Here is a 21,470-nt window from a genome sequence, read left to right as displayed (position 1 = left end):
CCGATGCTCTACGACGCGCTGATCGGCCCGTTCACCGAATTCGAGTTCATGCGGCGCGCGCTCGCCGCCGTGATCGCGCTGGCGCTGGCCGGCGCGCCGATCGGCGTGTTCCTGATGCTGCGGCGGATGAGCCTCGTCGGCGACGCCATGGCGCACGCGATCCTGCCGGGCGCCGCAATCGGCTTCCTGCTCTCAGGCCTCAATCTGTTCGCGATGACGGCGGGCGGCCTGATCGCAGGCTTTGCGGTCGCGATCCTCGCCGGCGTGGTCGCGCGCTCGACCGGGCTGAAGGAGGACGCTTCGCTCGCGACGTTCTATCTGGCCTCGCTGGCGCTCGGCGTCACTATCGTTTCGATCAAGGGCACCAATATCGACCTGCTGCACGTGCTGTTCGGCAATATCCTCGCGATGGACGACCAGACCCTGCTGGTGGTCGCTTTCAACGCCACCGTGACGCTGCTCGTGCTCGCCGTGATCTACCGCCCGCTGGTCATCGAGAGCGTCGATCCCTTGTTCCTGCGCACGGTGAGCCGCGCCGGAGGACCTGCGCATCTCGCCTTCCTGGCGCTGGTCGTGATCAACCTCGTCAACGGATTCCAGGCGCTTGGCACGCTCTTGGCGGTCGGCCTGATGATCCTGCCGGCGGGCATCGCCCGGTTCTGGTCGCGCGATCTCACCGCCATGATCTGTATCGCCGTGATCGCTGCCGCTGTCTCCGGCTATGCCGGGCTCGTGCTGTCGTTCCAGACCCGCGTGCCGTCGGGCCCTGCGGTCATTCTCGTGGCGACAGTGCTCTACATCGTCTCCGTGCTGTTCGGCCGCGTCGGCGGCATCGTCCGGCAGCTGTTTCCCGGCCGGCATCTAGAAGCGTGATGGCGATGCGCTTCCGCCTGCTCGTTGCCCTGCTGCTGATCACCTCGCCGCTCCAGGCGGCCGAGCGACTCAACGTCGTCGCGAGCTTCTCGATCCTCGCCGATTTCGTCCGCAATGTCGGCGGTGATAGGATCAATCTAACGACGCTGGTCGGGGCCGACAGCGACGTCCATGTCTACACGCCGGCGCCACGTGATGCGAAGCGCATCGCGGAGGCGAAGCTCGTCATCGTCAACGGTCTTGGGCTGGAGGGCTGGTTGCCGCGCCTCGTGCAGTCCTCCGGCAGCAAGGCAATTGTCATCACCGCCAGTGCCGGCATCGTGCCGCTGAAGCTTGGCTCGGCCGCCGATCCGCACGCCTGGCAGTCCGTCCCCAACGCCAAGGTTTACGTGGCTGATATCGCCGATGCGCTGGCCGCGGCCGATCCTGACGAGGCCGACTTCTTTCGCGCCCAGGCCAAGGCCTATCTGGAAAAGCTCGAAACGCTCGACCGCGAGGTCCGCGAGGCCGTGGCTAAAATCCCAACCGAGCGGCGCAAGGTGATCTCCACCCACGATGCCTTCGGCTATTTCGCGACCGAATACGGTATCCAGTTCATCGCCCCCCTGGGCGTCTCCACCGAAACCGAGCCCAGCGCCCGGGACATCGCGGTCATCATCGGCCAGATCAAGGCCGCGAGGATCCCGGCGGTATTTCTCGAAAATATCAGCGACGACCGCCTGATCCGGCGGATCGCGGCCGAGACCGGGGCCAAGGTCGGCGGGACCCTGATTTCAGACGGTTTGACCGGCGAAAAGGGGCCCGCACCCACTTACATTGACATGGTCAGGCACAATATAAAGGCCCTGACCAGCGCGCTTGACCATTAGGGCAGGGGCCACCCCGCCTCGCGTCGCGCGGGACAAAGCCCGATCCGGAGTTGTTATGTCTGAAGCCTCCCAGAAGATTCCTGTGACTGTCCTGACCGGCTATCTCGGTGCCGGCAAGACCACGCTTTTGAACCGTATCCTGTCGGAAAACCACGGCAAGAAATACGCCGTCATCGTCAACGAATTCGGCGAGATCGGCATCGACAACGACCTCATCATCGGCGCCGATGAGGAAGTGTTCGAGATGAACAACGGCTGCATCTGCTGCACGGTGCGCGGCGACCTCGTTCGCATCATGGACGGCCTGATGAAGCGCAAGGGCAAGTTCGACGCCATCATCGTCGAGACCACCGGCCTTGCCGATCCGGCGCCCGTCGCCCAGACCTTCTTCGTCGACGAGGACGTGCAGAAGAACGCGCGGTTAGATGCGGTCGTCACGGTCGCCGACGCCAAATGGCTGTCCGACCGGCTCAAGGACGCGCCCGAGGCCAAGAACCAGATCGCCTTCGCCGACGTCATCGTGTTGAACAAGACCGACCTCGTCAGCAAGGGCGAGCTTGCCGAGGTCGAGGCCCGCATCCGCGGCATCAACCCCTATGCGAAGCTGCACCGCACCGAGCGCTGCTCGGTGGCCTTGGCCGACGTGCTCGACCGCGGCGCGTTCGATCTCGACCGCATCCTCGACATCGAGCCGGATTTCCTGGAGGCCGACGATCATGACCACGACCATGATCACCACCATCATCACGGCCACGACCATCACCATCATGATCACGGCCACGGCCTGAAGCACTATCACGACGAGGACATGCAGTCGCTGTCGCTCAAGACCGACAAGCCGCTCGATCCCAACGTGTTCATGCCCTGGCTGCAGAACCTGGTGCAGGTCGAGGGCGGCAAGATCCTGCGCTCCAAGGGCATCCTCGCCTTCCACGACGACGAGGACCGCTACGTCTTCCAGGGCGTCCATATGATGCTGGAGGGCAACCACCAGCGGAAGTGGAAGGAGGGTGAGCCGCGCGAGAGCCGCCTCGTCTTCATCGGCCGCGAATTGCCGGAAGAGGCCATTCGCGAGGGTTTTGAGAGCTGCATCGTCTCGTGATGAAAGAGTTTACGCCGGCCCCCGATTCCGCCTCGATCGTCTCCGTCACCGACCGCGTCAAGCCAGTTGCGCTCGGCATGGCCGTGACCTCGGTGCATTTCCTCGGCGACCGCGCCGCCTTCGTCGGCGGCGAGGAGAATGTCGCCTTCGTCGATGCCAAGGGGGAGATCACCAAAGTCGCCGTGCACAGTGGCGGCATTCTCTCCACCGCCTCCGACGGCAAGCGCATCGTGATGGGCGGCGACGACGGCAAGGTCGTCTCGCTCGACGCCAAGGGCGAGGTGACGCTGCTCGCGACCGACCCGAAGCGGCGCTGGATCGATGCGGTGGCGCTGCACACCGACGGCGCGTTCGCATGGTCGGCCGGCAAGACCGCCACCGTGAAGAGCGGCAAGAACGAGGAGAAGTCGCTCGAGGTGCCCTCGACCGTCGGCGGACTTGCCTTCGCGCCGAAGGGCCTGCGGCTCGCCATCGCGCATTACAACGGCGCGACGCTGTGGTTTCCGAACATGGAGGGGTCGGCCGAATTCCTGCCCTGGGCCGGTTCGCATCACGCCGTCACCTTCAGTCCCGATAACAAGTTCCTCGTCACCGCGATGCACGAGCCGGCGCTGCACGGCTGGCGGCTCGCCGACAACAGGCACATGCGCATGACCGGCTATCCCGGCCGTGTCCGCTCGATGTCCTGGAGCCCGGGCGGCAAGGGGCTGGCGACCTCGGGCGCCGACACCGTCATCATCTGGCCGTTCGGCAGCAAGGACGGTCCGATGGGCAAGGAGCCTGCGATGCTCGCGCCGCTGCAGGCGCGCGTCTCGGTCGTCGCCTGCCATCCGAAGAACGACATTCTCGCCGCCGGCTATAGCGACGGCACCGTGCTGATGGTGCGTCTGGAAGACGGCGCGGAAATTCTGGTCCGCCGCAACGGCACGCCCCCGGTCGCCGCGATCGCCTGGAATGCGAAGGGTACGCTGCTGGCGTTTGCCGATGAAAATGGGGACGGCGGCCTGCTGGAGCTTTGATCTGTCATGGTTCCGGCCGTATAGGGGACCATGCGATTTCTCACGACCTTCCAGCTGGGCGATTTCGCCGATACGCTGATCAGCCTCATCGCGGCCTTCGTGCTGGGCACGCTGATCGGCGCCGAGCGGCAATATCGTCAGCGCACGGCGGGCCTACGCACCAACGTGCTGGTCGCCGTGGGAGCGGCCGCCTTCGTCGATCTCGCGATGCAGCTGGACGGCGCCGACGGCGCGGTGCGGGTGATCTCCTATGTCGTCTCTGGCATCGGCTTCTTGGGCGCCGGCGTCATCATGAAGCAGGGCATGGACGTGCGCGGGCTCAACACCGCGGCGACGCTATGGGCCTCGGCCGCGGTCGGCTCCTGCGCCGGTGCCGACATGATCGCGCAGGCGGCCGCGCTGACGGTCTTCGTCATCGCCGGCAACACCATGCTGCGCCCGCTGGTCAACGCCATCAACCGCATCCCGCTGAACGAGAAGGCACTGGAGGCGACCTACTATTTCAAGCTCGCGGTCGCGGCCGATGCCTTGCCTGACATGCGCGACCGCCTCGTCGAGAAGCTTGAGGGTGCGAAATATCCCGTGGCGGGTATCGAGGTCGTCGAGATCGGCGAGGACATGCTGGAGATTGTCGCGAAGCTGGTCGCGAGCGCGGTCGACCCGAACGAGCTGAACGCGGTGGCGACCGATCTGCAGCATCTGCCCGGCGTGCGCCATGCCACCTGGGAAGCCAGCACGACGGAATAAACGCGTCGTTTTGGCGCGCAGGCGGTCGGTTCCCGGCTTGTTGGGGACGGAACTCCGGTGGGGCGATTTCGTTGATTCCGCGGACAAAGGCGGTGATCGACATGCCCGGCCAAAATGACAAGCGCAGACTGAAGCTCGACCTGACCATCGCAGCCTCGCTGTTCGCAGCAGGACTCGTGGTGTCGGTGATATCGCTGGCGCAAATCCGCGCCGAGAGCCGGATGCAGATGGCGCAGGCGACGCAACCGCTTCAGGGAACGCCGTCCGACGAGCAGAGCAAAGTGCCAGCGGAGGCCAAGCCCGGCGGCGACCGGCCGACCACGCCGGCGCCCGAGCCCGCGCGGCCGGAGCCCCAGACGCAAGGCGCGGCGGGCGCGGCCAAGCCAGCACTGCCGCCGGCACCGGCCGAGAAAATCGCGCCGCCGATCGAGAAGAAGTAGGCGAACCGCCAGCTATCGCGTCATGGCCGGGCTTGTCCCGGCCATCCACGTCTTTGGCGCCTCTTGAAGGAAAGTGCGTGGATGCCCGGGACAAGCCCGGGCATGACGGTCGTGATTACCGCACCAGAATATTCTTGAACTGCCACGGATCGCTGGTGTCGATGTCTTCCGGGAACAGTCCCGGGCGATCCGTCAGCGGCGTCCAGTCGGTGTAGAAGCCCTTCACCGGGCCGAGATAGGGCAACTGGATTTCTAGGAGACGATCGAAATCCATCTCGTCGGCTTCGACGATGCCCTCGGTCGGGTTTTCCAGCGCCCACACCATGCCGCCGAGCACGGCGGAGGTCACTTGCAGGGCGGTGGCGTTCTGGTAGGGCGCGAGTTCGCGGGTCTCTTCGATGGAGAGCTGCGAGCCGTACCAGTACGCATTCTTGTCGTGGCCGAACAGCAGCACGCCGAGCTCGTCGATGCCGTCGACGATTTCGTCCTCTTCGAGAATGTGGTGCTTTTCCTGCATCTTGCCGGCACGGCCGAACAGCTCATGCAGCGACAGCACGGCATCGTCAGCCGGATGATAGGCATAGTGGCAGGTCGGCCGATAGATTGCGTTGCCCGATGGGTCACGCACCGTGAAGTAATCGGCGATCGAGATCGACTCGTTGTGGGTGACGAGGAAGCCGTATTGCGCGCCGCGGGTCGGGCACCAGGTGCGCACGCGCGTATTGGCGCCCGGCTGCATCAGATAGATGGCGGCGCCGCAGCCGGCCTCGTGGGTATGCGCATTCTCGGGCATCCATTTCTCGTGGGTCCCCCAGCCGAGCTCCGACGGCTGCATGCCCTCCGAGAGGAAGCCTTCCACCGACCAGGTGTTGACGAAGACGTCGGGCTCTTTCGGCTTCTTGGAGCGCTGGGTGTCGCGCTCGGCGATGTGGATGCCCTTGATGCCGGCTTGCCGCATCAAATCCGCCCATTCGGCCTTGGTCTTCGGCTTGGGGGCATTGAGCTTCAGATCCGCGGCGACGTTGAGCAGTGCCTGCTTGACGAAGAAGGAGACCATGCCCGGATTGGCGCCGCAGCAGGAGACCGCCGTCGTCGAGCCCTTAGGCCGCGCCTTCTTGGCGGCCAGCGTCACTTCGCGAAGGGCGTAGTTGGAGCGGGCTTCCGGACCCTTCGATGAATCGAAATAGAAGCCGAGCCAGGGCTCGTTGACGGTGTCGATATAGAGAGCGCCAAGCTCGTTGCAGAGCTCCATGATGTCGGTGGAACCGGTATCGACCGAGAGATTGACGCAAAAGCCCTGGCCGCCGCCTTCTGTGAGCAGCGGGGTCAGCAATTCGCGATAATTGTCCTTGGTCACGGCCTTCTGGATGAAGCGGACATTGTGCTTCTCGCAATGCGCCTTGCGGCCCTCGTCCTTGGGATCGATCACGGTGACGCGCGATTTGTCGTAATCGAGATGCCGCTCGATCAGCGGCAGCGTGCCTTTGCCGATGGAGCCGAAGCCGACCATGACGATGGGACCAGTGATCTTCGCGTAGATCTGCGAGGGAGGGCTCATGGGACGGTTTCTCCGTAACGTGCTGGCTGGCAAAGGGTGGGTGGCTCAGGCGCTGCGGCGCTTATCAGACGCTGCGGCGCTTGGCGGTGACTTCGATCTCGACCTTCATCTCGGTCTTGGCGAGGGCGCTGACGACCAGCAAGGTCGCGGCCGGCCTGATGTCGCCGAGAACCTCGCCGCAGACGGCGAAGTGGGCATCGATGTAGCTCGGGTCAGTGACGTAGTAGGTCGCACGGACGATATCGGCCATCTCGAAACCGCCTTCCTTCAGGGCGGCTTCGATGGTCTTGAAGCAGTTGCGTGACTGGCTCGTGACGTCGGCCGGCATCGTCATCGTGCTGTAGTCATAGCCGGTGGTTCCCGCGACGAAGGCGAAATCGCCGTCGATCACGGCGCGGCTATAGCCGACGGTCTTCTCGAGCGGAGAGCCGGTGGAGATCAGGCGACGGGGCATGGTCGTGGGCCTCGAGGGAAGGGGGAATTTCGTGGGGTTAAAGGGCGTTTCCGGCGCCCGCGCAACCCCAAAGGAACGGGCGTGGCGCAGGCGCGGCCGGGCGTTACCGCTTAACGCGGCTTGGGTTTTCGCGACGAAGGCGATCCCTTAGGCCGCGTGCGCCACAGGTGCGCGAACCGACCTCCGTTTGGGCAGGGTCGCGCCGGTCGGGACGATCATCCCCTCGGCACCATCCAGCGCACCGTCGGCGAACTCGATCGCCAGCAGGCGGTCGCGCTCGAACGGGCCGGGCAGCGCGAGCTCAGTCGTCTTCTCCGCCGAGAAGCCGAAGCGGGCGTAATAGAGGGCATCGCCGAGCAGGATCACGGCTTCATGCCCGCGCGCCCGGGCGGCTGCCAGCGCTTGATGCATCAGCGCGGCGCCGATCCCGAGCTCGCGGCAGGCAGGGTCGACCGCCAGCGGTCCGAGGACCAAAGCGGGCCTGCCTCCGGCGCTGACGTGCCATAGCCGCACGGTTCCCACGAGCTTGCCCTCGCGCACAGCCGACAGGGCCATGCCTGCGGCAGGTGCACGTCCGTCGCGCAGGCGCTGGCAGGTGCGGCCATGGCGGTCCTCGCCAAAGCTGGCATCAAGCAGCGCCTCACGCATCGCGACGTCGGCAGCACGCTCCGCACGGATTGCGAACGGAGCGGCTTTCGAGGTGAGGGCGATCTGTGGCTTCCGAAAAGCAGTCATGGCGCGTCAGTCCCCGTTTGAACCGACGTGCGCGAAGCACGCCTGTTCAAGGCGTCGTCAGAAATCGGGATGTTGGGTAAGGAGCCGGCAAGCCGGCTCCCGGGTTGGTCAGGCCTCGAAAGAGAGGCGGATCAGATGTGGCAAATCAGATGTGATACGTCTTCAGCGGCGGGATGCCATTAAAGGCCACCGACGAGTAGGTCGACGTATAGGCCCCGGTGCCTTCGATCAGAACCTTGTCGCCGATCTCGAGCGTGACCGGGAGCGGATACGGGTTCTTCTCGTACAGCACGTCGGCGCTGTCGCAGGTGGGCCCAGCGAGCACGCACGGCGTCATGTCCGCGCCGTCGTGACGGGTGCGGATGGCGTAGCGGATCGACTCGTCCATGGTCTCGGCGAGCCCGCCGAACTTGCCGATGTCGAGATACACCCAGCGGACCTCGTCCTCGTCGCTCTTCTTCGAGATGAGCACGACCTCGGATTCGATGATGCCGGCATTGCCCACCATGCCGCGGCCCGGCTCGATGATGGTCTCCGGAATCTGGTTGCCGAAGTGCTTGCGCAGCGCGCGGAAGATCGAGCGGCCGTAGGTCACGACCGGCGGCACGTCCTTCAGGTACTTGGTCGGGAAGCCGCCGCCCATGTTGACCATGGTCAGGTTGATGCCGCGCTCGGCGCAGTCGCGGAACACCTGCGAGGCCATCGCCAGCGCGCGGTCCCACGCCTTCACCTTGCGCTGCTGCGAGCCGACATGGAACGAGATGCCGCACGGCTCCAGGCCCAGACGCTTGGCGGCGTCGAGCACCTCGACGGCCATTTCCGGGTCGCAGCCGAACTTGCGCGACAGCGGCCATTCGGCGCCGGCGCAGTCATAGAGGATGCGGCAGAACACCTTCGCGCCGGGAGCGGCACGGGCGACCTTCTCGACCTCGGCGGCGCAATCGACCGCGAACAGCCGGATGCCGAGCGCGAAGGCGCGCGCGATGTCGCGCTCCTTCTTGATCGTGTTGCCGAAAGAGATGCGGTCGGGCGTCGCACCCGCGGCCAGCGCCATCTCGATCTCGGCAACCGTCGCGGTGTCGAAGCAGGAGCCCATGGAGGCGAGCAGGGCCAGCACTTCCGGCGCCGGGTTCGCCTTGACGGCATAGAACACGCGGCTGTCGGGCAGCGCCTTGGCGAAGCTCTGATAATTGTCGCGCACGACCTCGAGGTCGACGACGAGGCACGGCTCGGTGTCGAGGCCATTCTTGCGGCGGTTGCGCAGGAATTCCTGGATTCGTTCGGTCATGGCACTCTCCCAAACGGCCCAGCGACGGGCCCGTTCAAAACATGACGTCGGATAAGAGTGCTCTGGCCGGATCGCGCGATGGAGGCGCGACGAAGCCAAAAGACTCAAACCAGACTGTGCTGCCGTGGATTGGTTGGGAGTGTTCCCGCCCGCACACCTGGCAATGAAGGACAAGCCTTTTCAGTAGCCCGCGCCGGCGTTGGACTGCCGGTAGAGACCAAAAAAGCCCGATCCGTCGTTGCTTTAAGTCGCGTCCCCCGTTGAGAGCGGGGTGCGCCGGTTCGCCTCCGGCTGCCAGTCACGGTTGCAAAGAGCGAAGTCACCTTCGACAAGGCACCTCTTGAGAGAGATGCTGGACGCTCCGGGTTTGCTTTCGTCTTCCGGCTAGGAGCCTTCCGACTTCCGCACTTCCGAAGAGCCCCTCGGCTTCTTCACCCCTTGGCGGCTGTCCGGCCTCTTGTCCGGATACCTACCGACTGACACACGACCACAGGCACGTGCGAAATTGGGCAAGTCCGCACATAAGTGTTTTGACTCGGCTTCGCAAGAATTTTTTTAGGCTGCGAACAGAATTGCCTAACATCTGCTTGCGCAGTGTTGCGCGCGCGACGCGGAAGATGAACGGGTGTTAAGCTTTCTGTGGCAGCGCGCGCGCTCTCGCGCGAGATGCGTCAGCCGCGCTTCGTGAAGGGCTCGACGCGTTGGGCTCCGCGGATGAACGCCGTCATCACCAGCACGCCGAGTGCGAACAGCACCGCTTGCAGGATGTGTGTGCCCTGGTCGCCGAGCCCGATCAGGATCGCGAGCGCCCAGCCGCCGGCGAACGCCGCGCCAAACACTTCGGCACCGATCAGGATGGCGGCGCTGATGACGGTGATGACGCTTGGCCAGACGATCCGGCGGGAAGACGAGGAAGGCGCGTTCATGAGCTTAAGGGGTCCGTGGTCTGTCGAGGGCCGCAATCTCCCCGAAAAGGCGGCCGGGAGCAAGGCCAAATGGCCCAAAAAAGCCCCATCGCGTGCTATAGCTGACCGCAACAATCGAGCCATGAAAATCGGGACGTGCGATGTCAGAACCCCGCCAAATTACGGCCTCCGAGGCCAATCCGCTGCTGAAGGCCTGGGTGACGCCGTTTGCGACCCCGCCCTTCGACGAGATCAAGCCGGAGCACTTCCTCCCGGCCTTCGAGCAGGCCTTCGCCGACCACTCCGCCGAGATCGCGGCCATCACCAACGATCCGGCTGCGCCCGACTTCGCCAACACCGTCACGGCGCTGGAGCGCTCCGGCAAGCTGCTGAGCAAGGTCGCGGCCGTGTTCTACGACCTCGTCTCGGCGCATTCCAATCCGGCCATCCTGGAGATCGACAAGGAGGTCTCCTTGCGGATGGCGCGGCACTGGAATCCGATCATGATGAATGCCGTGCTGTTTGGCCGCATCGCCCAGCTGCATGAGAACCGCGCCAATCTCGGTCTTTCGTCCGAGCAGCTCCGCCTCCTGGAGCGCACCTATACCCGCTTCCACCGCGCCGGCGCCGGCCTCTCCGAGGAGGCCAAGACCCGGATGGCCGAGATCAACGAGAAGCTCGCCCAGCTCGGCACCGGCTTCAGCCATCATCTGCTCGGCGACGAGCAGGACTGGGTCATGGAGCTTGGCGAGGCCGACCGCCAGGGCCTGCCGGAGAGCTTCGTCGCCGCCGCCAAGGCTGCGGCGGAAGAACGCGGCATGGCAGGCAAGGCCATCGTTACGCTGTCGCGTTCCTCGGTCGAACAGTTCCTGAAGAGCTCGGCCCGGCGCGACCTCCGCGAGAAGGTCTACAAGGCCTTCATCGCCCGCGGCGACAACGGCAATGCCAACGACAACAATCAAACCATCGTCGAGGTCCTGAAGCTGCGCGAGGAGAGCGCGAACCTGCTGGGCTATCCGACCTACGCCGCCTACCGGCTCGAGGATTCCATGGCCAAGACGCCGGATGCGGTGCGGAGTCTCCTGGAGCGGGTCTGGAAACCGGCGCGCGCCCGGGCGCTTGCCGACCGTGACGAGATGCAGACCCTGATCACGGCGGAGGGCGGCAACTTCAAGCTCGCCCCCTGGGATTGGCGCTTCTACGCCGAGAAGCTGCGCCTTCAGCGCGCCAATTTCGACGATGCCGCGATCAAGCCGTATCTGTCGCTCGACAACATGATCGCCGCCGCCTTCGACTGCGCCACGCGCCTGTTCGGCGTCACCTTCGAGGAGCGCAAGGACGTCCCAGTGTGGCATCCCGACGTCCGGGTCTGGGAGATGAAGGGCGGGGACGGCAAGCACAAGGCGCTGTTCTACGGTGACTACTTCGCCCGCCCGTCGAAGCGTTCCGGCGCCTGGATGACCTCGCTGCGCGACCAGCAGAAGCTCGATGGCGACGTCGCGCCGCTCGTCCTCAACATCTGCAACTTCGCCAAGGGCGCCGATGGCGAGCCCTGCCTGCTGTCGCCCGACGATGCCCGCACCCTGTTCCACGAGTTCGGCCACGGCCTGCACGGCATGCTCTCCAATGTGACCTACCCGTCGCTGTCGGGCACCTCCGTGTTCACCGACTTCGTAGAGCTGCCGTCGCAGCTCTACGAGCACTGGCAGGAACGGCCCGAGGTGCTGCAGAAGTTCGCCCGTCACTACCAGACCGGCGAGCCGCTGCCGGACGACCTGCTGCAGCGCTTCCTGGCCGCGCGAAAATTCAACCAGGGCTTTGCCACGGTCGAGTTCGTCTCCTCGGCCCTGGTCGATCTCGAGTTCCACACCCAGCCGGCCGCCGCCGCGCAGGACGTCCGCGCTTTCGAAAAGCAGGAGCTGGAGAAGATCGGCATGCCCGAGGAGATCGCGCTGCGTCACCGCCCCACGCAGTTCGGTCACATCTTCACCGGCGACCATTATGCCGCCGGCTATTACAGCTACATGTGGTCGGAGGTGATGGACGCCGACGCCTTCGGCGCGTTCGAGGAGGCCGGCGACATCTTCGATCCCGCCGTCGCCAAGCGCCTGCACGATGACATCTACGCCTCGGGCGGATCGGTCGATCCGGAAGCCGCCTATGAGGCCTTCCGCGGGCGGCCGCCCGAGCCCGACGCGCTACTGCGCCGGCGCGGCCTGCTCGATGCCGCCAAGGCAGCCTGATGGGTATGCGCGCACTTTTCGGCCTGCTGTTCGTCGCAGGCCTCACGCTCGCGGCGGGTGCGGCGAACGCGCATCCGCACGTCTGGATCACCGCGACCAGCGAGCTGCTCTACGCCGAGGACGGCTCGATTACCGGCGTCCGCCATGCATGGACCTTCGATGACATGTTTTCGGCCTATGCGGTGCAGGGGCTCGAGAGCAAGACCAAGGGGGCCTATACGCGCGAGGAGCTCGGGCCGCTGGCGCAGACCAATGTCGAGTCGCTGAAGGAATATGCCTACTTCACCTTCGCGCGAGCCGACGGCAAGAAGGAGCGATTCCAGGAGCCGGTCGACTACTTCCTCGACTACAAGGATACGGTCCTGACCCTGCACTTCACGCTGCCGCTGAAGAACCCGGTCAAGCCCAAGCAGCTGGTGCTCGAAGTGTTCGACCGCTCCTTCTTCATCGATTTCCAGATGGCCAAGGAAAGCCCGGTCAAGCTGGTCAGCGCGCCCGCCGGCTGCCAGATGAAGCTGGACCGTCCCAGCGACGGCACCGCGAGCGCGCAGAAGCTCAACGAGCAGACCTTCATGAGCGGCGAGAACACCAATTTCGGCATGATGTTCGCCAACAAGATCACGGTGGATTGCCCTTGATTGGTCGTCTTCAGTCTCCGCTCGCGCGCGGGCTGCTTGCCTGCGCCGCCGTCCTGCTGGCAATCAGCGTGGCCGATGCCGCGCTTCACGATGTCCTCGCGCAGAATCCGTTTGGTGCGCCTCGCCCGGCGCCGACTGCCGAGCCCGAAGCCAGCGGCATCATCGGCTGGCTGCTGGCAAAGCAGTCGGAATTCTATCGGCAGATGTCGTCTACGATCCGCGCCGCGAAATCCGACGGCTCGGCGGTGTGGACGCTGCTTTTCATCTCGTTCGCCTACGGCGTCTTCCACGCCGCCGGCCCCGGCCACGGCAAGGCGGTGATCGCCTCGTATCTCGTCGCCAACCGCGAGACCGCGCGGCGCGGCATCGCGTTGTCGTTTGCCTCGGCGCTGATGCAGTCGCTGGTGGCGATCCTCATCGTCGGCATCTCGGCCTGGGTCCTGAATGCGACCGCCAAGACCATGTGCAAGGCGGAAGGGGCGATCGAGATCGCGAGCTACGCATTGATCGCGCTGTTCGGGCTGCGCCTCGTCTGGGTCAAGGGCCGCACCTTCATCCGGGCGCTGCAGGCGGCCCAGCCGGTGCCGGCGATCGCCGGCGTGCCGCACCATCATGACCATCATCATGACGCCCACGATCATCACGATCATGATCACCATCACCACGACCAGGATCACGCGCTCACCCATGCCCCCGACGGGCATGGCCACGTCCATGACGAGCATTGCGGCCATTCCCACGGTCCCACGCCGAGAGAGCTCGCCGGGCCCGGCGGATGGCGGCGTGGCTTTGCCGCGATCCTCACCGTCGGCATCCGTCCCTGCTCCGGCGCCATCCTGGTGCTGGTGTTCGCGCTCGCCCAGGGCCTGTTCTGGGCCGGCATCGCCGCGACCTTCCTGATGGGGCTCGGCACCGCGATCACGGTCGCGGCCATCGCGGTCGTCGCCGTCTCCGCCAAGGACATCGCCGCGCGCCTCAGCGCCGGGCGCGACGGCGGCGGCGCGCTGTTCATGCGCGGCATCGAATTCGCGGCCGCGGGCGTCGTGCTGCTGTTCGGCGCGGGTCTCTTGTTCGGCTACATCGCGGCTGAGCGGACGACGTGTTTCTGAGGCACACTCGTGCCCCGGACGCAGCGCAGCGTCCCTTCGACGGTGCGCTGCAGAGCCGGGGCCCATCTCGCCATGTGGTAACTTGGCCTTTTGGGTCCGGCTCTGCGGAGCAGCGCAAGCGCGCTGCACCGCGTCCGGGACACGAGAGCTGCGTAGTCAGGACGGAGCGCAGCGCAATCCGGGACGGCATCAATCCATCACCGTCATCCTGAGGTGCTCGCCTTGCAACGCAAGGCGAGCCTCGAAGGGCGACGGGTTGAAGAGCACCATGCCGCCTCACACCGGCAAGAGCCGCTTCAAGGCCGGCATGAAGAAGATCCCGAGATTGATCGCAAAGCCGATGGTCCAGAGGATCGAGCGCAGCGTCGGGCGGTTGCCGAGATAGGTCAGCACATAGGCGAGGCGGACGATGAGGAAGAGGGCCGCAAGTTCGTCGATCAGCCGCTGCGGCGAATCTCTGTATTCGGCGAGCAGCACCGCGAAGGCGAAGAACGGGAAGGTCTCGATACCGTTCTGGTGCGCGCCGAGCGCGCGCTGCGAGAGCGGGTCCTCATAGAAGGCAGGGTCGCGCGGCCGGGAATTGTCGAAGCGGCGAAACCCGATCCATTTGATCGAGGCGATCGTCGACAGATAGAGCAGCAGCGCTCCAAAGACGCACCATTCCGCGAGTGTCATCGTCCTTCCCTAGCCTGGGTGCGACTCTAGCGAAACCGGCCTCATCTTGACAAGTTCGGACCAACGCGCGACCCACAGAGCCATGACCAGTGTCGTCCCCATCGAGGCCGCGAGACCGGCCGCCCAGTCAGCTTTGCCGCGCGTCGGCGTGCTCCTGATCAATCTCGGAACACCCGACACGGCCGATGCGCCGGGCGTGCGGGTCTATCTGAAGGAGTTCCTCAGTGACGCCCGCGTCATCGAGGACCAGGGGCTGATCTGGAAAGCCGTGCTGAACGGGATCATCCTGCGCAGCCGCCCCCGCACCAAGGCGCTCGACTACCAGAAGATCTGGAACACGGAGAAGAACGAGTCGCCGCTGAAGACCATCACGCGGTCGCAAGCCGACAAGCTCGCCGCCGCATTGCCGGACTGCGCCCACGTCGTGGTGGATTGGGCGATGCGCTACGGCAATCCCTCGATCAAGTCGGGCATCGATGCGCTGGTCGCGAAGGGATGCGAGCGCATCCTCGCCGTGCCGCTCTATCCGCAATACTCCGCCTCGACCTCGGCGACCGTCTGCGACGAAGTGTTCCGCGTGCTCGCCCGCCTGCGCAACCAGCCGACGCTGCGGGTGACGCCGCCTTATTATGAGGATGCGGCCTATATCGAGGCGCTCGCGAGCTCGATCGAGACGCATCTGGCGAGCCTGCCGTTCGCGCCCGAGCTGATCGTGGCGTCCTTCCATGGCATGCCGAAGTCCTATGTCGAGAAGGGCGATCCCTATCAGCAGCACTGCATCGCCACCACGGCGGCGCTGCGCCGTCGGCTCGGGATGGACGAGACCAAGCTGCTGCTGACCTTCCAGTCGCGTTTCGGCAATGCCGAGTGGCTTCAACCCTATACCGACAAGACCATGGAGCGGCTCGCGAAGGGGGGCGTGCGCCGCATCGCGGTGGTGACGCCGGGCTTTTCCGCCGACTGCCTGGAGACGTTGGAGGAGATCGCGCAGGAGAATGCCGAGATCTTCAAGCACAATGGCGGCGAGCAGTTTTCCGCGATTCCCTGCCTCAACGACAGCCAGCCCGGCATGGACGTGATCCGCACCCTGGTGCTGCGCGAGCTCCAGGGCTGGATATAATTTCGTGAACCGTCGCGAGCTCCTGACGCTTGGGATGATTGCGGCGTTGCCGGCCGCGGCACTGGCGCAGCAGCCGAATGCGACGCGCCGGCTCGGCGTGCTCTCGGTCACGGCTGCCGATGACGCGATCGGCCAGACGCGCAGCATGGTCCTGGTCGAGGCGCTCGCCGGCCTCGGCTGGAAGGAGCGCGACAACCTCAAGATCGACTGGCGGAGCGGTGGCGGCGACCGCGTCCGGATCGCGCAGCTTGCCGACGAGTTGATCGCGCTCAAGCCCGACATCCTGCTCGCGGTCGGCACGCCCTCGGTCGAGGAGCTGCGCCGGCGCACCACGACGATCCCGATCGTGTTCGCCGTCGTCACCGATCCCGTCAGCCAGGGCTTTGTCGAAAACCTCGCGCATCCCGGCGGCAACGTCACCGGCTTCACCGATTACGACGGTCCACTGGCCGGCAAATGGCTGGAGATGCTGACGCAGGTCACGCCGAAAGTGTCCCACGTTGCCGTCGTCTACAATCCCGCCACCGCGCCGTTCGCGCCCCTGATGCTGCGCACGATCGAGGATGCGGCACGGACCCTTCACGTGACGGTGGAGCCCGCGCCGGTAAATGACGCCGTCTCCATAGCAGCGCTGGCCTCGCGGAAGGTCGATGGGCTGCTCGTCCTGCCGGATTTCTTCACCATGGCCAATCGCGGGCACCTTTTGGCAACCATTGTGAAGGCGCGCGTGCCGGCTGTATTTTGGAGCCGTACTTTCGTCGACGAAGGTGGGTTGATGTCCTACAGCACCGACAGCACCGAGCAGCTCCGCCGCGCCGCCTCCTACGTCGACCGCATTCTGAAGGGAGCGCAGGCCGCCGACCTGCCGGTCCAGAACCCCACCAAGTTCGAGCTTGCGGTCAACCTCAAGACGGCGAAGTCACTCGGCGTCACACTTTCTCCAGCCTTGCTCGCCGTCGCCAACGACGTCATCGAATAGAATTGGCGGTGGCCGGAAATCTTGAATGCTGCAAGTGTCCGATATGGGCTGTCGTCGTCTTTCTGGATGCTGGAAATCGTGAGCCATGACCCTCAAGATCGAAACCTATTATGATTTCAGATCGCCCTACGCTTATTTCGCCGATTACAGGGTCCGCAAGGCCGACTTCGGCTTGACGACCGGAGTTGAATGGGTCGGCCGGCCGATCTTCATCGACGTCATCCTCAATCTCCAATCTGGCCGCGAGCCATGGGCGCCCTATGTCGACACCCTCATCCCTCCCAAGCGCGCCTACCTGATGGCGGACATCCGCCGCATGGCCAGGTTTTACGGGGCGCCCCTCAAGCCATCGTGGAAGTGGCCCAATCGGCCCAACCAAATTCCCGCATTGTGCGTCGCGTCCCTGCTGTCGGGGCCGGTCGAGCAGGTTTTCCGCAGCGCCATCTTCGATGGTCTGTGGCACGAGCAGCGCGACATCTCCGCCCCTGCGGTGTTGAGGGAGGTCGTTGCCCGCGCCGGCGGCGATCCCGCCATCGTGGAGCGGGCCGGTGATCCCGCTGTTCGCGATGCCTTGACGGAACGGACGGTGGAAGCTTATGCGGTCGGAATATTCGGGACACCCACGTTCGTCTGGAATGGCGAGATCTTCTTCGGCGCGGATCGGCTCGACGTATTGGCTTGGAACGTGAACCGCATGGCCGCCGAACGGTAGCGAAATCCTTAACGATCGCCGCTAGGTCTGCGCCGAGGCGCTTTCAAGAGCCTGTCGCGAATACATATCGTGGCCATTCCCTGACTGGACGCCTTGTGCAGAATTGCGCCGATACCGACGTGAATTGCGACCGCTGAACCGATAGGCTTGCGCTCCCGACCAATGACAGCGCAGGAAAGGCCTTTTCCTGTCTTGGAGGAAATATGAGCGGTTTCGACATTTTCGCGATTGTTCTCGTCTTGCTGGTCATCGTCACGCTGGTGGCCGGCGTGAAGACGGTGCCGCAGGGCTATGACTGGACCATCGAGCGGTTCGGCAAATACACGCAGACGCTGAGCCCCGGCCTCAATTTGATCGTGCCCTATTTCGATCGCGTCGGACGCAAGATCAACATGATGGAGCAGGTGATCGACATTCCCGAGCAGGAGGTGATCACCAAGGACAACGCCACGGTGACGGTGGACGGCGTTGCCTTCTACCAGGTGTTCGACGCCGCGAAGGCAAGCTACGAGGTTTCCAACCTGACGCAGGCCATCACCGTGCTGACCATGACCAACATCCGCTCGGTGATGGGTGCGATGGATCTCGACCAGGTGCTGTCGCATCGCGACGAGATCAACGAGCGCCTGCTGCGCGTTGTCGATGCCGCGGTGTCGCCCTGGGGCCTGAAGGTCAATCGCATCGAGATCAAGGACATCGTGCCGCCGGCCGATCTCGTCGAAGCGATGGGACGGCAGATGAAGGCCGAACGCGTCAAGCGCGCCGACATTCTCGCCGCCGAAGGCCAGCGCCAGTCCGAAATCCTGCGCGCCGAGGGCGCCAAGCAGGGCCAGATCCTGCAGGCCGAAGGCCGCAAGGAAGCCGCGTTCCGCGACGCCGAGGCACGCGAGCGCTCGGCGGAGGCGGAAGCGAAGGCCACGCAGATGGTGAGCGAAGCCATTGCTAAGGGCGACGTCGCCGCGTTGAACTATTTCATCGCCGATAAATATATCAAGGCGTTCGGGCAGTTCGCGGAGGCGCCGAACCAGAAGATCATCATGCTGCCGATGGAAGCCACGAGTATGCTCGGTTCGCTCGCCGGCATCGGCGAGATCGCCAAGGCGACGTTCGGGGAGAGTGCGGCCTCCGCGGCCGCTGCCGCGCGCCGCTCCGGCTCGGTGCCGCCGACCGGCAGCACGCCGCCGGCGGTGCCGCCGCGGCAGGGATAGTCACCGGCGCATGACCCTTCGATTGGGCCTGCGCCAATGATAGAAGGTCGTGTCATGACCGACATGTTCGCATCGCTCGGCACCTGGAACTGGCTGATCTTCGGCTTCATCCTGATGGCGCTGGAGGTGCTGGCGCCGGGTGTCTTCCTGTTCTGGCTCGGGCTCGCAGCGCTGCTAGTGGGGTTGATCTCGTTCGCCGTTGCCATGTCCTGGCAGCTGCAGCTGGTGATGTTCGCGCTGTTCGCCGCCGCCGCCGTGCCGGTGTGGCGGCGCCTTGCCCGGCCGAAGCTCGATGCCAGCACCAGCCCGTTCCTCAACAAGCGCACCGAGGCCTTGCTCGGGCGCGAGTTCACCCTCGAGAAGCCGATCATCGACGGCAGCGGCACCGTGCGCATCGGCGACACGGTGTGGCGCGTGGCGGGCCCCGACACGCCCGCCGGAACGCGGGTGAAGGTGGTGCAGGTCGATGGCGCCAACCTGACGGTCGCGGCGGCGTAGTCGCTCTCACCCTCCGGGGGAGGGTAGGAGAAGCGCTACCTCTTCCACCGCTCCGCAAACCGGTGCAGCGGCATGACCATCTCGCACAGGTCCCGCCCGAGCGGCGTCAGCCCATAACCTCCTGACTCGCCAAGCTCGACGAACCCGGCCTCGCGCAGCTCGGTGAGCCGCGCTTGCAGTACCGTGGGCGAGGCCTCGTCGCAGGCGGTGCGCAGCGCGCGGGAGGTGAGGGGCTCGCCGCGCAATTCCCACAATATTCTCAGGCTCCAGCGCCGGCCGAGCAGATCCAGCAGCGCCATGATCGGCCGTCCGGTGCGGGAGCCACGGACGCTGTGTGTCTTTGAGTCGGCCTGTTTCGCCATCGGCGGTCCCTTGCGTGGCGCTACAAATAGTGTAGCGTGTTGCTATGATAATAGTAGCAATGGAAGTGCCCCATGTCTTCCGCCACGCCTCAGACTTCGCCGCGCATTGCGCCGCTCACCCCGCCTTATCCCCCGGAGATCCAGGCGCAGTTCGACCGCATCATGCGCGGCGCGCCGCCGCTGGTGCTGTTCCGGGTGATGGCGGGGCACAGCCGCGCCTGGGACAAGTTTCGCGTCGGCGGCTTGCTCGATCCCGGCCCGCTGTCGCTGCGCCAGCGCGAGATCGTCATCGATCGCACCTGTGCGTTGAACAAGTGCGAATATGAATGGGGCGTGCATGTCGCGATCTTTGCCGGGCCAGCGCGGCTCAGCGAGGAAGAGGTCCGCGCCACCGTGCAAGGCGATGCTGCGTCGTCATGTTGGTCACCGGCCGAGCAGGCGCTGATTGCGGCGGTCGACGCGCTGCACGCCCGTGCGACGCTTGACGACGTCGAGTTTGCCGCGCTGTCAGCGCATTATGACGAGGCACAGATCCTGGAGCTCATGCTGCTGTGCGGCTTCTATCGCACGGTGTCGTATCTGGCGAACGGGCTGCGGTTGCCGCTGGAGGAGACCGCGGCGCGGTTTCCGGTATAATTCTCTCCGCCGTCATTGCGAGCGCAGCGAAGCAATCCAGAATCCCTCCGCGGAAAGACTCTGGATTGCTTCGCTGCGCTCGCAATGACGGAGGGGTGCGCGCCCTACGCGACGCCTGCCCGCAGCAGATCGTGCAGATGCACGATGCCGACCACCTTGCCCGCCTCGGTCACGACCAGCGTCGTGATCTTGCGGGTGTTCAGCACCTCGATCATTTCGGTCGCGAGCATCGAGGGCGGCACCGTTTTCGGCTGCTTGGTCATGATGTCGTCGACCGATGCCGTCAGCAGGTCGGGCCGCATGTTGCGCCGCAAATCGCCGTCGGTGATGATGCCGACGGCCTCGCCCGCGTCGTTGACGATGCAGACGCAGCCGAGGCCCTTGGCCGACATCTCGACGACGGCCTCCGACATCTCGGTGCCCTCAGGCTTGACCGGGATTTCCGCGCCGGTACGCATGTAGTCGCGGACGAATTTCAGCATCGCGCCCAGCTTGCCGCCGGGGTGGAAATGCGCGAACTCGAGGGCGGTGAAGCCGCGACTTTCGAGCAGCGCGATCGCGAGCGCATCGCCGATCGCCGCCTGCATCAGCGTCGACGTGGTCGGCGCCAGGTTGTGCGGACAGGCCTCGCGCGCCTTCGGCAGCTCGATCACGATGTCGGCGGCTTGTCCCAGCGACGACGAAGCGTTCGAGGTCACCGCGATCATGGGAATCGCGAAGCGCGCCGAATAGTTCACGAGGTTCTTCATCTCCGGCTGCTCGCCGGACCAGGACAGCGCCATGATGACGTCGTCCGCTGTGATCATGCCGAGGTCGCCATGGCCGGCCTCGGCGGCGTGCACGAAGAAGGCGGGCGTGCCGGTCGAGGCCAGCGTCGCCGCGATCTTGCGCCCCATATGGCCGGATTTTCCGAGTCCGGTGACGATGACGCGGCCCTTGGCGTTGCGGATCAGGTCGACCGCCTTGGCAAACGTCTCGCCAAGCGGACCGCGCAAGGCGGCTGCGAGCGCGTTGATGCCGCCGCTCTCCGTTTCCAGCGTGCGGAGCGCGGATTCGACGCTGTCGGGGATGGGGCCGGATGATGCGGTCATCAGCGGTTTCGAGCTCGGCATAATCTGGTCCAGGGAGGAGGGCGCGTTCGCCCGGTCGGCGCCTCCTTAGCACGCCGCGGCTCTGGAGGCGACGCGCCTGCCCGGGCCCTCAACGGGTCATTAACCATAATTGTTTTAACTCCATTAACGATGGTTCCCGCCGACCGGTGGGGACGATCGCGAAAGTGTTTGATTTCGTTGGAGTTATT

Annotated in this window: 23 protein-coding genes; 15 read left to right on the top strand and 8 right to left on the bottom strand. The window is 65.1% G+C overall.

The genetic code is table 11. From position 1 onward, the window contains the following. Positions 1–3 precede the first annotated feature (3 nt). From XH84_RS17490 to XH84_RS39880, 6 genes are all read left to right on the top strand, one after another. Positions 4–873: a metal ABC transporter permease gene (locus tag XH84_RS17490; RefSeq protein WP_128921714.1), complete on the top strand. Its 870-nt coding sequence runs from the start codon at positions 4–6 to the stop codon at positions 871–873. 5 nt (positions 874–878) lie between these two features. Further along, positions 879–1,742, top strand: coding sequence for a metal ABC transporter solute-binding protein, Zn/Mn family (locus XH84_RS17485; protein WP_164936544.1), 864 nt, complete (start codon positions 879–881; stop codon positions 1,740–1,742). A 55-nt stretch (positions 1,743–1,797) separates the two neighbouring features. Then, on the top strand, positions 1,798–2,844 hold the full coding sequence (locus XH84_RS17480) for a CobW family GTP-binding protein (RefSeq protein WP_128921712.1): 1,047 nt from the start codon (positions 1,798–1,800) through the stop codon (positions 2,842–2,844). Beyond that, positions 2,844–3,863 (top strand): WD40 repeat domain-containing protein, encoded by a 1,020-nt coding sequence (locus XH84_RS17475; RefSeq protein ID WP_164936536.1) that lies wholly within the window; start codon positions 2,844–2,846, stop codon positions 3,861–3,863. Before XH84_RS17480 ends, XH84_RS17475 begins: the two co-directional genes overlap by 1 nt. 30 nt (positions 3,864–3,893) lie before the next feature. Further along, complete coding sequence (locus XH84_RS17470) at positions 3,894–4,610, top strand: MgtC/SapB family protein (protein WP_128921710.1); 717 nt, start codon at positions 3,894–3,896, stop codon at positions 4,608–4,610. A gap of 101 nt (positions 4,611–4,711) precedes the next feature. After that, the gene (locus XH84_RS39880; RefSeq protein WP_164936535.1) at positions 4,712–5,050 is read left to right on the top strand and encodes a hypothetical protein; all 339 of its coding nucleotides are present in this window, start codon (positions 4,712–4,714) and stop codon (positions 5,048–5,050) included. 115 nt (positions 5,051–5,165) lie between these two features. On the opposite strand, the gene XH84_RS17460 is transcribed toward XH84_RS39880, so the two are convergent. The 5 genes from XH84_RS17460 to XH84_RS17435 all read right to left on the bottom strand — a co-directional run bounded on the left by XH84_RS17460 (position 5,166) and on the right by XH84_RS17435 (position 10,011). Continuing rightward, a complete protein-coding gene (locus XH84_RS17460) occupies positions 5,166–6,608 on the bottom strand; it encodes a homospermidine synthase (protein ID WP_128921709.1) in 1,443 nt (480 codons plus the stop codon). A 64-nt stretch (positions 6,609–6,672) separates the two neighbouring features. Next, on the bottom strand, positions 6,673–7,062 hold the full coding sequence (locus XH84_RS17455) for a RidA family protein (RefSeq protein WP_128921708.1): 390 nt from the start codon (positions 7,060–7,062) through the stop codon (positions 6,673–6,675). A gap of 147 nt (positions 7,063–7,209) precedes the next feature. Then, complete coding sequence (locus XH84_RS17450) at positions 7,210–7,797, bottom strand: GNAT family N-acetyltransferase (protein ID WP_128921707.1); 588 nt, start codon at positions 7,795–7,797, stop codon at positions 7,210–7,212. A 145-nt stretch (positions 7,798–7,942) separates the two neighbouring features. Beyond that, positions 7,943–9,085: a type III PLP-dependent enzyme gene (locus tag XH84_RS17445; protein WP_128921706.1), complete on the bottom strand. Its 1,143-nt coding sequence runs from the start codon at positions 9,083–9,085 to the stop codon at positions 7,943–7,945. 671 nt (positions 9,086–9,756) lie between these two features. Continuing rightward, complete coding sequence (locus tag XH84_RS17435; protein WP_128921705.1) at positions 9,757–10,011, bottom strand: hypothetical protein; 255 nt, start codon at positions 10,009–10,011, stop codon at positions 9,757–9,759. Positions 10,012–10,151: 140 nt separating this feature from the next. Between XH84_RS17435 and XH84_RS17430 the strand changes: the two genes are divergently transcribed. The 3 genes from XH84_RS17430 to XH84_RS17420 are packed head-to-tail and all read left to right on the top strand — an operon-like array spanning position 10,152 to position 13,980. Then, the gene (locus tag XH84_RS17430) at positions 10,152–12,233 is read left to right on the top strand and encodes a M3 family metallopeptidase (RefSeq protein ID WP_128921704.1); all 2,082 of its coding nucleotides are present in this window, start codon (positions 10,152–10,154) and stop codon (positions 12,231–12,233) included. Next, the gene (locus XH84_RS17425) at positions 12,233–12,871 is read left to right on the top strand and encodes a DUF1007 family protein (RefSeq protein WP_128921703.1); all 639 of its coding nucleotides are present in this window, start codon (positions 12,233–12,235) and stop codon (positions 12,869–12,871) included. The genes XH84_RS17430 and XH84_RS17425 overlap by 1 nt, the downstream gene beginning before the upstream one ends. Next, positions 12,862–13,980, top strand: coding sequence for a nickel/cobalt transporter (locus XH84_RS17420; protein WP_128921702.1), 1,119 nt, complete (start codon positions 12,862–12,864; stop codon positions 13,978–13,980). Before XH84_RS17425 ends, XH84_RS17420 begins: the two co-directional genes overlap by 10 nt. Positions 13,981–14,256: 276 nt before the next feature. Here the strand turns inward: XH84_RS17420 and XH84_RS17410 are convergent, their stop codons facing one another. Then, positions 14,257–14,655 (bottom strand): MAPEG family protein, encoded by a 399-nt coding sequence (locus tag XH84_RS17410; RefSeq protein WP_128921701.1) that lies wholly within the window; start codon positions 14,653–14,655, stop codon positions 14,257–14,259. 82 nt (positions 14,656–14,737) lie between these two features. On the opposite strand from XH84_RS17410, the gene hemH reads away from it, so the two are divergent. The 5 genes from hemH to XH84_RS17385 all read left to right on the top strand — a co-directional run bounded on the left by hemH (position 14,738) and on the right by XH84_RS17385 (position 19,172). Further along, positions 14,738–15,775, top strand: coding sequence for a ferrochelatase (hemH, locus tag XH84_RS17405; RefSeq protein WP_128921700.1), 1,038 nt, complete (start codon positions 14,738–14,740; stop codon positions 15,773–15,775). A 4-nt stretch (positions 15,776–15,779) separates the two neighbouring features. Further along, positions 15,780–16,754 carry an ABC transporter substrate-binding protein gene (locus XH84_RS17400; protein WP_164936534.1) on the top strand — a complete coding sequence of 325 codons (975 nt, stop codon included), beginning with the start codon at positions 15,780–15,782 and terminating at the stop codon, positions 16,752–16,754. Between the two features lie 85 nt (positions 16,755–16,839). Further along, positions 16,840–17,466 carry a 2-hydroxychromene-2-carboxylate isomerase gene (locus tag XH84_RS17395; protein ID WP_128921699.1) on the top strand — a complete coding sequence of 209 codons (627 nt, stop codon included), beginning with the start codon at positions 16,840–16,842 and terminating at the stop codon, positions 17,464–17,466. A 203-nt stretch (positions 17,467–17,669) separates the two neighbouring features. Further along, positions 17,670–18,674, top strand: a complete 1,005-nt coding sequence (locus XH84_RS17390) for an SPFH domain-containing protein (RefSeq protein ID WP_128921698.1) — start codon at positions 17,670–17,672, stop codon at positions 18,672–18,674. Positions 18,675–18,728: 54 nt separating this feature from the next. Continuing rightward, positions 18,729–19,172 (top strand): NfeD family protein, encoded by a 444-nt coding sequence (locus XH84_RS17385; protein WP_128921697.1) that lies wholly within the window; start codon positions 18,729–18,731, stop codon positions 19,170–19,172. Positions 19,173–19,207: 35 nt separating this feature from the next. Here the strand turns inward: XH84_RS17385 and XH84_RS17380 are convergent, their stop codons facing one another. Then, complete coding sequence (locus XH84_RS17380) at positions 19,208–19,534, bottom strand: winged helix-turn-helix transcriptional regulator (protein ID WP_128921696.1); 327 nt, start codon at positions 19,532–19,534, stop codon at positions 19,208–19,210. 72 nt (positions 19,535–19,606) lie between these two features. Between XH84_RS17380 and XH84_RS17375 the strand changes: the two genes are divergently transcribed. Next, positions 19,607–20,170, top strand: a complete 564-nt coding sequence (locus tag XH84_RS17375; RefSeq protein WP_128921695.1) for a carboxymuconolactone decarboxylase family protein — start codon at positions 19,607–19,609, stop codon at positions 20,168–20,170. A gap of 104 nt (positions 20,171–20,274) precedes the next feature. On the opposite strand, the gene XH84_RS17370 is transcribed toward XH84_RS17375, so the two are convergent. Further along, entirely contained in the window at positions 20,275–21,282 is a 1,008-nt protein-coding gene (locus XH84_RS17370) for a KpsF/GutQ family sugar-phosphate isomerase (RefSeq protein WP_128921694.1), read from the bottom strand. Positions 21,283–21,470 lie beyond the last annotated feature (188 nt).

Source organism: Bradyrhizobium nanningense, assembly GCF_004114535.1.
GTDB lineage: Bacteria > Pseudomonadota > Alphaproteobacteria > Rhizobiales > Xanthobacteraceae > Bradyrhizobium > Bradyrhizobium nanningense.
This window is presented reverse-complemented; position numbering and strand designations above follow the sequence as displayed.